This window comes from Niallia sp. CD-39 (assembly GCF_059874745.1).
In genome coordinates this window covers 858,808-873,720 of sequence record NZ_JCBCPS010000001.1, presented here as the reverse complement: position 1 = coordinate 873,720, position 14,913 = coordinate 858,808, and the positions used below count along the sequence as shown (strand labels likewise).

The window sequence follows — 14,913 nt, the reverse complement described above, 5'->3', positions numbered from 1 at the left end:
GAGGTATTCGTATGCTCTGAGAGGTTACTCGGTTCTTTTTTCCGACAATAGGGTGTAGTTGTACTAGCTGTCATCCTTTTGTTATTGAGCAGTGGCTACTCCTTCTATGCGATTATCGCCGAAAATATATTTACCTTGCATGCAGCGGGCTGTGCCGATTCCTACTATCATTAGAATTCGATCTAGGAGGTGCTAAAAATGGTTGAGTGGGTAGAAAGCAATCAAGAAGTGCTTATTTTTATTTATTACCTTGTCGTCTTGCTTGTAAATATCGATTTTTCACGTGGTTATAAACAGATGAAGCAAGGGTTACAAGAAGTCGAAGCAGATGACATCATGATCCGTACGGAAAGCTTTTCAATCGTTGCTCTTTCACTTGGGTTTTCATTTTTGAAGAGTTGGCTAATATATTTGATAGCGTATCATCTTTTTGTGTATCACTTTATTCTTTTCCTACTAGGTATTTTGGTGATTGTCGATGCTTATCATGCCCTATTTAACACTAACCCTGTGAAACTTCGTAAATCAAATATTGGACTATTCAGAAGTGTGATTGATATAGCCTTTGTACTGATTTTTACCATTTTTTATTTTACTACATTTATACTGTGATTTTCAATATTTGGAAGTTTTATGGTATTGAATTTTTTTTGGGAAGAATGTATAATGACGATACATTTTAAAAGGAGGGTTATTAAAAATGACTGCATCAATGAGACTACGCCAGCAAACTTTGAACAATTAGTAATTTCATATGTTCAAAGGCTCTGTTTGTTATGACAGAGTAAACGGGAGTAGTCTGCATATTTTTAATAACTTTTACGGAATTTACGTGAAGAAGGCAGAAGTCCATCTGTCTTTTTTGTTGTGAAGCAATGATGCTGTTGGCTCCACGTTTACTTTTGACCACAGACGGATTCGTTTGTGGTTTTTTCTATGTTAATAAACAGTTCAGGTTATAATAAATACAAGAATTTTGGAGGAATGAAACATGGATACACGTAAATTAAAACAATTATCAAAGAAAAATGGAATAGTAATAGTAGAAGAGTCAATTAAAATCAACGAGTCTGGTGTTGATTTTAGAGTAGCACATGCAAAGGATGAGAACGGTGAAAGATGGATTTTGCGAGTGCCTCGTAGACCAGAATCAATGCGTTCTGCACATAAAGAGAAGCTGGCATTAGATTTGATTAGACAGCAAGCTAGTTTTCAAGTACCCCATTGGTCGGTTTTCTCAGATGAACTGATTGCTTATAAACAACTTGCTGGTGTACCTGTAGCAACGATTGATATCGAAAAGCAAGCGTATGTATGGACTTTTGATGAAACGAATGTCCCGGATTCATACTATGAGTCATTAGGGAAGGCACTTGCAAACATTCACTCTCTTCCTCAAGGGAGCTATGAGAAGATTGGCATTGATGTGATCGGGGCGACTGAGCTAAGAGAGAATATGAAGCTGCGCATGCAGAGTGTAAAGATGAACTACGAAGTGAATCCAAGGCGATGGGAGCGTTGGCAAGCATGGCTAGCTAACGATGCTCTTTGGCCAACTCATGTAGGAGTGAAGCACGGTGATATGCATCCTGGTCATATATTGATTAATGATAACCAGCAAGTAACAGGCTTTATTGATTGGACCGAGGTTGGGATTGGAGACGTGTCTGTTGATTTCATGTCCCATTTATTAATCTTTGGCAATGATGGATTAAAAAAGATCCTAAACGCTTATGACAACGCTGGTGGAAGAACATGGTCTCGAATGGAAGACCATATTGCCGAGCTTCTGACGACAAGTGGCATTACGGTTGCGGAGTTTGCCGAAATCTCAGGTTTACAAGATATGCATGAAGCTGCAAAGTATATGCTTTCAAGTGAAGAATAAAGGAGCAGAAATAGCCGTTAAGATTTTTTAACGGCTATTTCCTTTATAAAAGGGATAAACTTTTTATTCCGACCAAAAGAGCCATTGTCCATATAAAAAGAGCCGAAGACTTATGAATAAATGTTAAGATTCTCCCTGTTTTATCGATTTGTTTCATTACTCTACCAGTAAGAGCTAGAACGATAAATGCCATCCAAGAAACAAGGGCACAAGCGAAACCAAATGCAGCGACTTCCTTAGCATCCGTGTATTGAATTGCACTCGTACCAATGACTCCGACTGTATCTAGAATAGCATGGGGATTTAATAAGGAGACCGATAAGGCAAACATAATTTGCTTTTTTGCAGGCTGAGCCTGTTTGTCTTTCCCTACATCATCTACTTTCGTATTCCAAATGGACCACCCTATAATCATAAGAAAAACAAAACCTATCATATACAAAAATAACTGCAATTGTGGCATTGTTATGATCATCATTGAAAGCCCTAGAATCGAGATTACAATCAATAGCGTATCGCAAAGGGCAGCGGCAATAACCGCAGGTAATGCCTGCTTTAGTTTGTGATGCACCGCACCTTGGTTAAAGAGAAAGATATTCTGTGGCCCTAACGGGAGAATGAGTGCACTAGATAAAAGAAATCCATGTAGAAAAGCGGCTGCCATTCTTTTTCCCTCCTAATGTTGATTGATAAATCATATCGAATCTTGTATGTTTAATGAACAACCAATTGGTTGATTTAGAAACCAACCAATTTGAAAGGAGTTAGATGATGTGGAAGCCAGATCGTTCTTCATCTAGTTCTCTTTTTCATCAAATAAGGAATTGGATCGTCGAACAAATAGAGCAAGGTCATTGGCCAGTCGGGACGAAGCTACCTACACAAAGAAAGCTAGCTGAACAATTAGATGTTAATCGCAGCACCGTTATTCAAGTGCTGGATGAACTGAAGGCTGAAGGAATTCTTTTATCTAAGACTGGTAGTGGGGTCTATGTACAGTCACGTGGTTGGGAGCACTTAATGTCACAGTCATTCCCAGTTTGGAGAGAAAGGATGAAACAAAGTCACTTTCGTTCGAATATTCAAACGATCCAGCTTATCAATGAATATGAAAGAGACGAGTCAATCATCCGTCTCGGAACTGGAGAGATCTCCCCTGATCTCATTCCGTCAGAGCAACTGGTAGGTTTGATGAAGTCTGTTTCAATCACTAATCGCGACTTCGGCTATTCAGAACCGAAGGGGAGTTTACAATTGCGAGAAACATTGTCACTCTATGTGAAGAAACGGGGGATTGTCACAACACCTGAAAATATCATGATTGTGTCTGGCGGATTACAGGCTTTGCAATTAATTTCAATCGGTTTATTAGGTGCAGGGTCAAGTGTAATGTATCAAACGCCTTCTTACATAAACTCAATTCCATCATTGCCTTCATCAGGCTTTCAATTCATGGAGAATCTAGATGGTGGAAGAATGAAGCAAACGATGTACTACACAGTTCCAACACTAACCAACCCAACTGGTGAAATTCTTTCAGTAAAGGAGCGAAAACAGCTGCTACAAAAATGCTCATTCGCTCAAATACCGATTATTGAAGACGATGTTTATCATGAGCTCACTTTTCGAGAAGCACCCCCAGCGATTAAATCATTTGATCGCGATGGACAAGTGCTGTATATAGGAAGCGTGTCAAAAGTATTAAGTCCGGGTCTACGAATTGGTTGGATAATTGGACCAGAGACTGTGATTAACCACTTATCTGACTTAAAGATGCAATTAGACTATGGGAGCAGTACGGTTTCCCAACAAGTAGTAGCCGAATGGCTGAATACAACTCGTTATGATGAACATATCGAACAATTAAAGCGCAAATTAAAAGCAAGGGCTGACTTTACTGAAGGGATCTTAAGGGAATCGTTATCTGATTTAGCAGAATGGGAAACACCAAAAGGTGGTTTTTACATTTGGTTAAAATTAAATAAGCCAGTTGCAACAAAAGCATTATTTCAAAAGATGATAAAGAATGGAGTCTTAATTAATCCTGGTTACCTGTATCAATCAAATAGTTATTCTCATATCCGAATCTCATACTCGTATTGTGAACTAAATGAGATTGAAAAAGGAATAAAATGTTTAGCTGAAGAGATCAGGAAGCTGTTTTAGAAGGAGTGGAAGATATGAAAAGCATAACCAAAATTTGGTGTGGAGTTATTAGCATCCTTATATTAGTTGGCTGTGTAACTAAGTCAAATGATGTAGAAAACGTCAACACTAGTGAGAAGGATGCAAGCGTGCAGGAGAATACCACAGAGACAACTATAGAAGACAAGCAGCCGCCAATTGAGGAACCGTCTATAGAGTCTACGAGTAAAGAAGTGTCAGCATTATCAGTCTATACATCTAAGGAAATTGAGTATGCGAGGGTTTGGCTACAGCTTGGGCCAAATCAAGAAATTGATGAATTAAATGTGCAGCATCTGTCGGCAGGCACACCCCTTAATCCAAATGATGACGATAGTTTGAGCTATCCTGAAGACGTAATTCAGATCCAAGGCAGTCGTATCGTTGATGGTAGCGTTACTTATAGTGGCAACGGAGATGGCACGATCAATGTGTATGATGTTCCTTTGCGCTGGTATGGAGGTTTTTCTCGTCCCGATGACATCGATGAAAGGGAAGTTTTAAAAGATATGGAGAAAATAATTCAAAATACAAAGCTAGTAGAAGTTGAAGTAGGAGAGGATGAATCAATTGTAAGGTTGATAGAACTCTTAAATGTAATAGAATAGGTACGTACTTGAATTCAGCATGAACACTTATTTATATAAAGGAAGCATGTTAGGAGATTGATGAATGAATACTGTGGAACTTGAACGGATGTATTCTTCCATACACCATTTACAGAATGGAACGAAAAAGCAGGTAGAAGTGTATCATCAAATAATTTCGCTTGGGGTTATGGAGGATTTAAAGGCATACACTCCAATTCTTTGCGGTACGATTCCTATACAAATTGAAATTGATTGTTCAGATCTAGATGTGATTTTAGAGGTGCATGATTTTGATCGCTTTGAAGAGAAAGTGAAGGAACTTTATGGTGACAAGGATGATTTTAGATTAAAGAGGAAGACCATCAGGAATGTTCCTGTAGTGAAAACGAACTTTATATATAGTGACTTTGAATATGAGCTATTTGGCAGTCCGATTCCTGTTAAACAACAAAATGCGTATTTACATATGATCATTGAAGCCTTTATCCTCGCATCTCATCCAACCATGAGAGCAGAGATTATAGAGTTAAAAAAACTAGGTTACAAAACAGAGCCAGCATTTTGCAAAGTGCTTGGTTTAAATGGAGATGATCCATACCAACTGCTTTTGGAATACGGAAGAGAGAAGGGGATTATCCAATAAGAACTGAAGATGAATGATTCTATTTTGATATAGGCAGCATGTGGAATAGAATTGGATGAAGTAAATGTGTTAAAAAGAAAGTAAACTTATTATGCCAATAGTGAAAAAGGAGTAAATTACGATGGTGGCAAATGAAAAAGACATTCTTTTACAGGACAGCGAGAAATATTTTAAATCCTTACTTGAAATTATAGAATCAGTACCTAGTAGGAAAAGGGGGAATTCTATCGAAACGCAAGATAGAGATAAGAATTTTCGTGATGTATTCATGCATCTGTATGAATGGCATGTGATGCTTGAAAGGTGGTATAGGGAAGGAATGGATGGAGATAGTCCATTTATGCCAGCGCCAGGATATAAATGGAGTACTATTAAGCTGCTAAATATGCAAATTTGGGAAAACTATCAAGACGTAACATTAAATCAAGCTATAAAAAAATTGAAGTTAAGTCATGTAAGAGTAAAGGGGCTAATTGAATTACATACCTCTGAAGAAATCATGACAAAAAAATATTATAAGTGGACAAAAACTAGTAATTTATATAGCTATTTTGCAGCAAACACTTCCAATCACTACATTTGGGCTATAAAGAAATGTGAAGTTATTGCAAAGTCTATCTAAAAGAAGAAAAGCACAAGTTTGAAATAATGCACTATATTACTCCATTAAATCAGTTTTAATAAAACAAATCTATCTGGTGGAAACTGTTGATTTTAGGTTAGAAGTTACAAATGTTTAGATACAATGGAGTAGCCAAGTAAAGTTTCCACCAAAATGGCAAAATACAATCACTATTGGGTTTGCCCTTTTTTACACAATAGCAAAAGAATTTAAAAGACTATTCGCTTTTTGATAATATATAATTTAAGCTATTGTTCCAATTTTTTTGGAGCATTTTACCTGCCTCAGAAAATTCCTGCTTTTTTATCCCTTCAATGATGATAGTATGTTCAGATATAGATTTTTGCTTCGGAATAACATCGTGGAAATAGAATGATTCAACTCTTAGAATTTTATCCTTCAATTTTTCTAATACATTCTCTAGCTCTTTATTCTTCGACATCCGTACAATAAGGGAGTGGAATTCAATATCATACTTAAGGCTCTCTTTGGGATTTTCTTTTTCAATAGCCTTTTTAAATTTATTATTCGTTTTTTCAAGCTCCACTAAAATCGTTGTATCGAGGTTTATTAAAGCTTGTTGGAGTGCAAGTGTCTCAAGTGCTATAACAATGCTATATATCTCTTTAACCTCTGTATAGTTTATTGGAGCTACAATGGTGTAACTATTGGGCTTACTAACAATAAATCCTTCATCCTCTAGCCTTAGCATCGCCTCTCTTACCGGTGTTCTACTTATCCCTAACTGTTCGGACAAATCCTTATCTTTAATTCTTAATTCAGGCTCTAAATCTCCATATATAATTGCGTTTTTAATGATTTCATATGCATTATTGCGCATGGATACTCTGCTAATCCCTGTACTGTTTAAAGTCATCTCTCGTCTCCTTATAAAAAAGTATTTACTTTATTATTAGCGATATGTAATATGTAATATATCAATTACCGGATGGAGATTCAAGTTTTAAAGGAGGACGCTTATGAAGCGAAGGACGATTAACTTGTTACTTATCATAACAATTATTTGTATATCTTTGTCTGCAATATTTGTAAAGCTATCTGAAGCACCATCAACAATTATGGTGATGTATCGGATGTATTTAGGCTGCTTATTATTATCACCTTTTTTACTTAAATACCGAAATACATTTAAGCAGATAAAGAGAAAAGAATGGAGTTCTATCTTGTTCGCAGGAGTGTTTTTATCTGCGCACTTTGGGCTTTGGTTCGAATCATTAAATCATACGTCTGTTGCCAGCTCAACTCTAATTCTTGCTTTGCAGCCTGCAATAGCATTAATTGGAGGTTTAGTATTTTTTAAAGAAAAAATACAAATAAGAACACTGATTGCTTTAGGAGTTGCATTTATTGGAGTTGCAATTGTTGGCGGAGGAAATCTAGGTTTGGGGAGAGATGTGTTATTTGGAAACATCTTATCCTTATTATCCGTTTTTTCTGTAGTATTTTACTTACTAATTGGTCAAAGAAATGTTAAGTCAATTAATCATTGGGTCTATAGTTTCTTAGTATTCTTTGTTGCAGGAACAACGATGGTTATTTTTAATATCCTTGGTGGTATACCTCTTACAGGGTATTCATCTAATGACTGGATGATCTTTATCTTACTTGCAATTTTTCCAACCGGGGCACACATAATATACAATCTATTGTTAAACTATGTTAATACGACGACAGTATCTATGAGTACATTGGGAGAGCCCGTTGGTGCTTCTCTATTAGCAATTATTCTATTAAATGAAATGCTCACGTATGTAGAAATGGTTGGAGGATTTTTGATTATTATAGGAATCTACCTCTTTTTAAAAATACAGAGTAGTACAAATAAGGAACTCTCAAAAACTAGCTAGATCGAATTTACGTCAACTGAAGTCAAGATAAGTACAATTAGAATGAAATTGGAATATCCGTTTTGGGTATTTCTTTTTAATTATCTATTATTTGCCATGGCCGATGATTTTATCCAGTGTTTTGCATTATAATGGTATTCTAGGTTAGAAATCCATCTCGGTATCCCAGAATAGATTATTACATACAAATATGGTTTAAGTTAAAGGGGAATTTTATGAGATTAATAGATAGAATATTGTTTCTTTTTCCGCTTGCATTCCTTTTGTTTCATAGTTCATCTCCTTCTGCTGAAGTATGGGAAGGAACAACTCCTTCCGGCATCCCTTTGGAAAATATGGAGACATTTGTTGATGAGTACATGGAGGATTATATCGGAAAAACCGTTGCTGGTGCGGGAGTTGTTATTTTAAAAAATGATGAAGTGGTCTTATCAAAAGGTTACGGATTGGCTGATATTGAAAACAACAAGAGTGTAGATCCGAATGCAACTATGATGGAATGGGGATCTGTTAGCAAAGTTGTAACATGGGTCGCGGTTATGCAAATGGTTGAACAAGGAAAAATCGACTTAAACGAAGATGTTCGATCATACTTACCTCAGAATTTTTTCACGAAGCTGAAATTTTCTCAACCTATATCTATGTACAATCTTATGCACCACAATGCTGGATTTGAAGAGAACTTATTTGATCTTGGTTTTTCAGAGCCAAATCAGATTGTCTCAATAGAAGAGGGCTTACGCATCTCAGAGCCTCAGCAAGTGTACCAGCCTGGAGAAGTAGTTGCCTATTCTAATTATTCGACTGCTCTTGCGGGATTCATTGTTGAACAACTGAGTGGACAATCATTCGACCAATATGTAGAGCAACATATTTTTCAACCTTTAAATATGAATACGGCAGGTTATAACATTGTTGATGATGTTCAAATGGCGAAAGGGTATGTAAATACTGGACCAGAACAGTTTCTAGAATATTTGCCTTTTTACATGTCTTTGTACCCTGCAGGGGCTTTAAGTGGTTCTGCAATGGATCTCGGTAAGCTTGCATTAGCATTTACGTCTGAATCAAACTCGTCGCTCCTATTTGATCAACCTGAAACGCTTCATACATTTTTGTCCACCAGCTACAGTACACCAGAAGGAATGTCGGGCAATGCCCATGGTCTATGGGAATATAAGGGGAAGTATCGCGGTGTGACTCACTCAGGTAATACAGATTCTTTTTCAACGAATTTTCATTTAGTTCCAGAGGATGATTTCGCGGTTGTCATTACGACAAATCAAGCATCTGAACTCGAACTAACTTTTGGCCTCACTGAAGCATTAGTTAATGAACCTAATAGAGAAAGGCAACCTGTTAAACTTTCAAATATTGAACAAATAGAAGGTACATACATTTCAGCACGTCGAACGCATGAGAGCTTTATGAATGTATATTATTATTTAATCCCATTAAATGTGAAGGCATTAAATGATGAAAAAATAGAGGTAAGTTTAGCAGGAATGAATGCTGTATATGCTCAGACATCCCCTAATTTATTTGAGCTTGTTGAAGGAAATAATCTATTTTTAACGATGAAGGAGCTTTATTTCCAGGTTGAAGAGGGGGAAGTTACTCGTATTATGGCGTCTATGAGTGATTACTTGCCGCAGCCTTCCGGTAAAAGTACACCTTTTCTATTACTCTATGCAGCATTATTTGCCGTTTGTTTACTGTACTTTTTAATGGCACCGATTATCCTTCTATTTACTTGGATTCGAAATAGAAAACAAAAACGATCAGCAGTTTCGAAATGGTTTGCAGTTTTAAACCTTTCTGGGTTTGCCATTTTACTCAATATCATCATCCTAGTTGTAAGAATGCTTAGTTACTATAGCCGTCCTTATACAGATGTATTGATTCATCTCATCGCAAATTACCTATTTACAGCGACAATTCTATTGTCTATTATTATGCTCTTTGTTCATTGGAGAAGAAACCAGCTTTCGAATCGACAAAAGGTTATGTATTCACTCACTTCTATTCTTGCTAGTGTTTTAGTGATGCTGTTATATATTTGGTCGTTTTATCAATAAGTCAGGACATCGTTAAATCTAATTATTTAATAATGGAGGGAAAACGAATGAGCTTACTAGATAAATACGACACATTTATTTTTGATTTTGATGGGACAATTGCGGATACATTACCCATCTGTTTTGAAAGTTTTAGAAGAGTTTTTGCAAAGCATAACGGTCTGCATTTATCAGATCATGAAATTGAAGCATGGTTTGGACCAAGTGAGGTCGGAATAATCAAAAACAATATAAAACAAGTAGAGGAATTAAACAGTGCCATCGAACTTTATTATCTACTATACGAGAGAGAACATGAGAACTTTGTAAAGGAAAATCCGTCTATTTCGAAATTATTAGATGCTTTGATTGCCAACAATAAAAATATTGCGATCGTTACTGGAAAGGGAAGGCGTTCCTATGAGATCTCTATCAATAAATTAGGGATGCAGAAGTATTTTTCGCAAAGTATAACTGGCGATGATGTCTTTCACCCAAAGCCACATCAAGAAGGCATCCAAAAAATATTAAGCTACTACAATACGCCGATATCTAGGGCTGTTTATTTGGGCGATACAAATGCTGACATTGAAGCTGCAAGAAATGCAAACATATCAAGTGTTGGGGTAAAATGGTTCATTGATAACAAGTTTCATACTAATCCCGACTATCTTTCGATGCACCCGTCTGACCTATTGGAGATAAGTGCTAATGAACTGTCAAGGGATGAAAAATAATGAGGCAAATACAGTGTAAAGGAGTTCAACTGAGATCGTTGTTAATCTCGACTGAACTCCTTATACATTTGCACCCGTACTGATAACAGATAAAAATTGTATCTAATTATCAGCTTAATCGAGTTTCAAGCTATATTATTTTCTATTCTTTTTCATTTCTTTTTGTATTTTTCGCAGTGCCTTTTTTGAACCACGCTCTAGATCATGCTGCATTTTTCGAGTTTTGAAATCGATAAACAATGTTTCAATGTCATACCCATCTGGATATAATTCCTTCGCGGATATATCGAGCGAAATTCTCTTAACATTTACTTCAATGAAATCCCCTTCGTAGAAAACAACAACGTTGTAGAAATTATCCATCTCTTTATATACAATCCCAAAGTCATCATGATCGAATAACCTCACACGATCACCGACTTGATATTCATATTTGTCCAGAGTAGTCTCCTTTAAAACCTTTGGTTTCCGTAATTTACTCTTGTTCATACGTTCCAATTGGTAGCCTTTATCCTCCATATATTGCTTCGCTCTTTGTAAAACACTCTCTTTAATGTTCATTTTTTTAGAAATCCATAGCGCGTTACTTTCCCCTGATCTTCCTATGACTAAGCGATATAAAGGCTCCAACGTATCATGATTAAATTGCATGGCTGCATTCATGAAATCACTGTGCATTTCTGAATAACGTTTAATTTCACCATAATGGGTTGTGGCTACTGTTATACAGCCCATATGGTAAAATTCCTCTAAGATCGAAATGGCAAGAGCAGACCCTTCATTCGGTTCTGTTCCACTTCCGATTTCATCAAAAAGTAAAAGGGTATGATTATTTGATGCCCTCATAATCTCTGAGAGATTCTTCATATGAGATGAAAATGTACTTAGGGCATTTTCTATACTTTGATTGTCTCCGATGTCTACGAAGATATTTTCGAATATAGAGATTTCTGTTTCCTTACTTGCGGTAATATGAAACCCTGACATCGCCGCTAATGTTAATAATCCGATTGTTTTTAAAACAATGGTTTTCCCACCAGCATTAGGCCCTGTAATAATTAAACTGCGATAATCTTTTCCGATTTCAAAATTAAGGGGAACAACATCGCCAGTTAAAAGCGGATGTTTACAATCAACTAATTTTACATATCCATATTCATTTAACTTCGGTTCTACACCGTCCGTTTGTTTACTAAACTTTGCTTTGGCAAACACCATATCGTATTGGCTGATTAGGTCCAGATTTATCTTAATATCATAAATATTTTCTAAAATAACTCCTGTTAAAGAAGCTAATATTTGGTATTCTTCCATCGCTTCTTCAGCTTTTAGGCTTGCAAGCTCTGCCCCTAACTTAGTAACGGTAGTTGGTTCTATAAATACTGTTGAACCTTTAGAAGAAACTTCAATTATTGTGCCTGGAACTTGATTCTTGTAAGAAGCCTTAATAGGAACCGTAAAACGATCATCTTTTTTACTGATAAAGAATTCTTGAATATACTTCTTATTTGCACTGCTATTTATAAATTTATTTAATCGATCATTTATTTTTTCTTCCGTTCCTTCAATGCTTTTTCGAACTCTCTTCAATTCTTTACTTGCAGCTGAAACGACATTGTTTCCTTTAATCGAAAAATTAATCTCTTCTTCTATATGTTTAAAGTCAGTCATTGAATTGGCATAAGAGGCGAGTGTTGGTGCAAAAAATTCTTTTTCCATCATAAACCTTTTCATTTTTCTACATCCTCTTAAAAAGTCTGAGATACTTACCAAATCACTCGGATCAAGAATGATGCCTTTTTCAAGATTTTTAATGATGTTGTCAATATTCGTTATTCCCGAAAAAGGAACATGGCCCTCTGCATCTAAAATTGTACGTGCTTCTGTCGTTTCATTCAGTCGTGTTTTTACGACTTTAAGATTTGTACTTGGTTTTAATTTTTCTAGTAATTGCTTCCCTAATCCGCTTACACAATAAGATTTTACGATTTCTTTTAATTCATTGTATTGTAGCTTATCGTAAGTTACTTTATTCATTTTTAACGCTCCTCATTCTGAACTTTTTAATTCATAATGAAGATACCTACTCATTAGATTTCAATGGCACTGCAAGTATAAAATATTAAAGTATTTTATTTAAAAATAAACACAAAAAAGCCGCGGGGATACCGCAGCTTTTTACATTCAAAAGGTCTGTGTAATAGGAATAAGAAAATAAGCTATAAAAATTCTGCTATTTTCTTGCCATTACGCGCTTTATAAATGTACTGTAGGTATCTTCATAGGTTTTGGAATAAAACCATAACAAAATACAGGGGTATTTTAAAAATAACTCCCACTGTTATCGTATTCATTCCATTAAATTTCTCCTATTTAGAACCTACCGCACTCACCAAAAGCACCTCTCAAGAATTTATCGTTGTCTTCATTGAAATCTAATTTAGTGATTGTATCATACTATGCCATCATAAAAATGTAAAGTTGAAATTATTTCTTTTGTAAAATACATGCTGCTAGACAGTGAATCTTTATTTTTTTGAAAGTCATGTTTGAGATGAAATTTACACGAACGAACATTCATATATGTTAACTAAAACATCTACCATAGTAGTTAAAAGGTTTAATCTGATTTTTCTAATTAATAAGTGTTGTTATATAATGAATTTGACATTATTAATAGGAGAATTCTTAATGAAAATTCGAATTGAAGAATGAGAGTGGGATTTCATGAAGGTGTTTGAAGCAAAGGAAGCATATAAGAAGATAGGCGCTAACATCGTTATTAAAGATATTACGGTTAGTATTTCACAAGGAGAAAGAATAGCGATTACAGGCAAAAACGGATCAGGAAAAAGTAGTTTATTGAAGCTGATCGGTGGTTTCTATATAGAGAGTAAAGGGGAAGTGAAGCGAGCCCCAATTACGATTGGCTATGTACCGGAACATTTCCCAGATCATATTCGATTTACAGTATATGATTATTTAAAGACAGTAGGTGAAATTTCTGCAAAAAAGGATGAGAGGGTTCTAAAGAGAATTAAGCATTATACAGAATTATTTGGCATTACAGATTTCTTACATACACATTTGAAAAATTGTTCAAAAGGGACAAAGCAGAAAGTAGGATTGATCCAGGCGTTTCTTATGGAACCCGATTTGTTATTATTAGACGAGCCATTTACAGGATTAGATAAACAGGCAAAATCTATCGTTTTAAATAAGCTAAATGCTCTTCAAAAAGAAAGTACGATTGTTTTTACTGCACATGAGCAATCTTTAATTGATGGATTATCAGATCGAGTTGTGACTGTAGAAAATGGCAGCATTATCTCTGATTCAGCACTATTCAAAAAGGAAATATTCAGGAGGATAAAAGCGAAAATTCCAAAACAAGAAATTATAACAGAAATACCGTTTATACAATATGAATTTGTAGAAGAGCATTCAGTAGAAATAATTGTGCCAGCAAAGCAGTCTGATGAAATTTTGGTGATGCTGCTTAAACAAGGATGCTCCATTTATGAAGTATCAGAGAAGGGGTAGAGTTTTGTTTGCTTTTGTTCGATATCAACTCATTAATTTTATTCAATCATTAAAGTTTATTCCTCCTGTTGTTGTATTTTTAATATGGGTATTTATTTTATACGCATACAAAGGGGTACCAATCCTAAGTAGTTATGCAGTCTCTTCGATTGCTATGTACTTGATCATAACATGGATTGCCATGATTCTTTTTACATTGGAAGAAGAGAGTGAAAAACATATTTTATTTTCTCATCTTGGAGGAAAATTAAGTTACTTCTTCGGTAAATGGTTAACAATTTTTGTTATCAGTATTCCTTTACTTTTATTTGCTATTTTTCTACCTATTCTAGGAGGTCATTTTATAGGGAATATGTCTATTAAGCTATATTTTCTTACATTTTACAGTCACTTCGTATTTATGTTTCTTGGGATACTCGTAGGAACCCTCGCTTCTGCCACTAAGGTTGCAACAAAGAAGTACACGTGGCTTTCTGCTGTCTTGATCATATTACTTTCAATTGCTTCAAAATCAATCATAGACATAACCATCATATCCAAATGGTTACTATGGATTTTCCCACCTGTCTTTAGAGTGCTTGACCATATGGGGAAAGATGACGCATCCCTACTACATACAACGTTCTTGTTTGATAGTGTATTTGTAGTTATCTATTTAATGATTGGAACAATCATTTTAGCGCGTCTTTTTTTGAAAAAAGAGAGTTAGAAAATTGCTGATTTATTATTAATTAGAATAAGAATATACGTCAGTTACACTTTTAATTATTCGAACATTCAA

Annotated in this window: 14 protein-coding genes; 11 read left to right on the top strand and 3 right to left on the bottom strand. The window is 35.4% G+C overall.

Going from position 1 to position 14,913, the window contains the following annotated elements:
* The first annotated feature begins 198 nt into the window (after positions 1 to 198).
* Together AC6F34_RS04460 and AC6F34_RS04455 are read left to right on the top strand one after the other, a co-directional pair.
* Positions 199 to 612 carry a hypothetical protein gene (locus tag AC6F34_RS04460; RefSeq protein ID WP_500769350.1) on the top strand — a complete coding sequence of 138 codons (414 nt, stop codon included), beginning with the start codon at positions 199 to 201 and terminating at the stop codon, positions 610 to 612.
* 379 nt (positions 613 to 991) lie between these two features.
* Positions 992 to 1,888, top strand: coding sequence for a macrolide 2'-phosphotransferase (locus AC6F34_RS04455; RefSeq protein WP_500769348.1), 897 nt, complete (start codon positions 992 to 994; stop codon positions 1,886 to 1,888).
* Positions 1,889 to 1,931: 43 nt separating this feature from the next.
* Here the strand turns inward: AC6F34_RS04455 and AC6F34_RS04450 are convergent, their stop codons facing one another.
* On the bottom strand, positions 1,932 to 2,552 hold the full coding sequence (locus AC6F34_RS04450; RefSeq protein WP_500769346.1) for a LysE/ArgO family amino acid transporter: 621 nt from the start codon (positions 2,550 to 2,552) through the stop codon (positions 1,932 to 1,934).
* Between the two features lie 107 nt (positions 2,553 to 2,659).
* On the opposite strand from AC6F34_RS04450, the gene AC6F34_RS04445 reads away from it, so the two are divergent.
* From AC6F34_RS04445 to AC6F34_RS04430, 4 genes are all read left to right on the top strand, one after another.
* The gene (locus AC6F34_RS04445; RefSeq protein WP_500769344.1) at positions 2,660 to 4,054 is read left to right on the top strand and encodes an aminotransferase-like domain-containing protein; all 1,395 of its coding nucleotides are present in this window, start codon (positions 2,660 to 2,662) and stop codon (positions 4,052 to 4,054) included.
* A gap of 14 nt (positions 4,055 to 4,068) precedes the next feature.
* Complete coding sequence (locus AC6F34_RS04440) at positions 4,069 to 4,680, top strand: YdeJ family lipoprotein (RefSeq protein WP_500769342.1); 612 nt, start codon at positions 4,069 to 4,071, stop codon at positions 4,678 to 4,680.
* An 88-nt stretch (positions 4,681 to 4,768) separates the two neighbouring features.
* A complete protein-coding gene (locus tag AC6F34_RS04435) occupies positions 4,769 to 5,305 on the top strand; it encodes a DUF4269 domain-containing protein (RefSeq protein WP_500770143.1) in 537 nt (178 codons plus the stop codon).
* Positions 5,306 to 5,426: 121 nt separating this feature from the next.
* Positions 5,427 to 5,927, top strand: coding sequence for a ClbS/DfsB family four-helix bundle protein (locus tag AC6F34_RS04430; protein ID WP_500769340.1), 501 nt, complete (start codon positions 5,427 to 5,429; stop codon positions 5,925 to 5,927).
* 217 nt (positions 5,928 to 6,144) lie between these two features.
* Here AC6F34_RS04430 and AC6F34_RS04425 read toward each other — a convergent pair whose 3' ends face one another.
* Positions 6,145 to 6,804 carry a GntR family transcriptional regulator gene (locus tag AC6F34_RS04425; RefSeq protein ID WP_500769338.1) on the bottom strand — a complete coding sequence of 220 codons (660 nt, stop codon included), beginning with the start codon at positions 6,802 to 6,804 and terminating at the stop codon, positions 6,145 to 6,147.
* 103 nt (positions 6,805 to 6,907) lie between these two features.
* Between AC6F34_RS04425 and AC6F34_RS04420 the strand changes: the two genes are divergently transcribed.
* From AC6F34_RS04420 to AC6F34_RS04410, 3 genes are all read left to right on the top strand, one after another.
* The gene (locus tag AC6F34_RS04420; RefSeq protein WP_500769336.1) at positions 6,908 to 7,795 is read left to right on the top strand and encodes a DMT family transporter; all 888 of its coding nucleotides are present in this window, start codon (positions 6,908 to 6,910) and stop codon (positions 7,793 to 7,795) included.
* A 215-nt stretch (positions 7,796 to 8,010) separates the two neighbouring features.
* Positions 8,011 to 9,873, top strand: coding sequence for a serine hydrolase domain-containing protein (locus tag AC6F34_RS04415; protein WP_500769334.1), 1,863 nt, complete (start codon positions 8,011 to 8,013; stop codon positions 9,871 to 9,873).
* A 47-nt stretch (positions 9,874 to 9,920) separates the two neighbouring features.
* Positions 9,921 to 10,589 (top strand): HAD family hydrolase, encoded by a 669-nt coding sequence (locus AC6F34_RS04410; RefSeq protein WP_500769332.1) that lies wholly within the window; start codon positions 9,921 to 9,923, stop codon positions 10,587 to 10,589.
* 135 nt (positions 10,590 to 10,724) lie between these two features.
* Here the strand turns inward: AC6F34_RS04410 and AC6F34_RS04405 are convergent, their stop codons facing one another.
* Positions 10,725 to 12,626, bottom strand: coding sequence for an endonuclease MutS2 (locus AC6F34_RS04405; protein WP_500769330.1), 1,902 nt, complete (start codon positions 12,624 to 12,626; stop codon positions 10,725 to 10,727).
* A 690-nt stretch (positions 12,627 to 13,316) separates the two neighbouring features.
* Here AC6F34_RS04405 and AC6F34_RS04400 point away from each other — a divergent pair.
* Both AC6F34_RS04400 and AC6F34_RS04395 read left to right on the top strand, forming a co-directional pair.
* Positions 13,317 to 14,132, top strand: a complete 816-nt coding sequence (locus AC6F34_RS04400) for an ATP-binding cassette domain-containing protein (protein WP_500769328.1) — start codon at positions 13,317 to 13,319, stop codon at positions 14,130 to 14,132.
* Positions 14,110 to 14,841, top strand: coding sequence for a hypothetical protein (locus tag AC6F34_RS04395; RefSeq protein WP_500769326.1), 732 nt, complete (start codon positions 14,110 to 14,112; stop codon positions 14,839 to 14,841). The genes AC6F34_RS04400 and AC6F34_RS04395 overlap by 23 nt, the downstream gene beginning before the upstream one ends.
* Positions 14,842 to 14,913: the final 72 nt, after the last annotated feature.

Bases quoted from the DNA above. Each gene is read 5' to 3' on its own strand.
- AC6F34_RS04460 (WP_500769350.1), top strand. From the start codon at position 199: ATGGTTGAGTGGGTAGAAAGCAATCAAGAAGTGCTTATTTTTATTTAT.
- AC6F34_RS04410 (WP_500769332.1), top strand. From the start codon at position 9,921: ATGAGCTTACTAGATAAATACGACACATTTATTTTTGATTTTGATGGG.
- AC6F34_RS04435 (WP_500770143.1), top strand. From the start codon at position 4,769: ATGTATTCTTCCATACACCATTTACAGAATGGAACGAAAAAGCAGGTA.
- AC6F34_RS04425 (WP_500769338.1), bottom strand. From the start codon at position 6,804: ATGACTTTAAACAGTACAGGGATTAGCAGAGTATCCATGCGCAATAAT.
- AC6F34_RS04440 (WP_500769342.1), top strand. From the start codon at position 4,069: ATGAAAAGCATAACCAAAATTTGGTGTGGAGTTATTAGCATCCTTATA.
- AC6F34_RS04415 (WP_500769334.1), top strand. From the start codon at position 8,011: ATGAGATTAATAGATAGAATATTGTTTCTTTTTCCGCTTGCATTCCTT.
- AC6F34_RS04420 (WP_500769336.1), top strand. From the start codon at position 6,908: ATGAAGCGAAGGACGATTAACTTGTTACTTATCATAACAATTATTTGT.
- AC6F34_RS04450 (WP_500769346.1), bottom strand. From the start codon at position 2,552: ATGGCAGCCGCTTTTCTACATGGATTTCTTTTATCTAGTGCACTCATT.
- AC6F34_RS04455 (WP_500769348.1), top strand. From the start codon at position 992: ATGGATACACGTAAATTAAAACAATTATCAAAGAAAAATGGAATAGTA.
- AC6F34_RS04405 (WP_500769330.1), bottom strand. From the start codon at position 12,626: ATGAATAAAGTAACTTACGATAAGCTACAATACAATGAATTAAAAGAA.
- AC6F34_RS04430 (WP_500769340.1), top strand. From the start codon at position 5,427: ATGGTGGCAAATGAAAAAGACATTCTTTTACAGGACAGCGAGAAATAT.
- AC6F34_RS04395 (WP_500769326.1), top strand. From the start codon at position 14,110: ATGAAGTATCAGAGAAGGGGTAGAGTTTTGTTTGCTTTTGTTCGATAT.
- AC6F34_RS04400 (WP_500769328.1), top strand. From the start codon at position 13,317: ATGAAGGTGTTTGAAGCAAAGGAAGCATATAAGAAGATAGGCGCTAAC.
- AC6F34_RS04445 (WP_500769344.1), top strand. From the start codon at position 2,660: ATGTGGAAGCCAGATCGTTCTTCATCTAGTTCTCTTTTTCATCAAATA.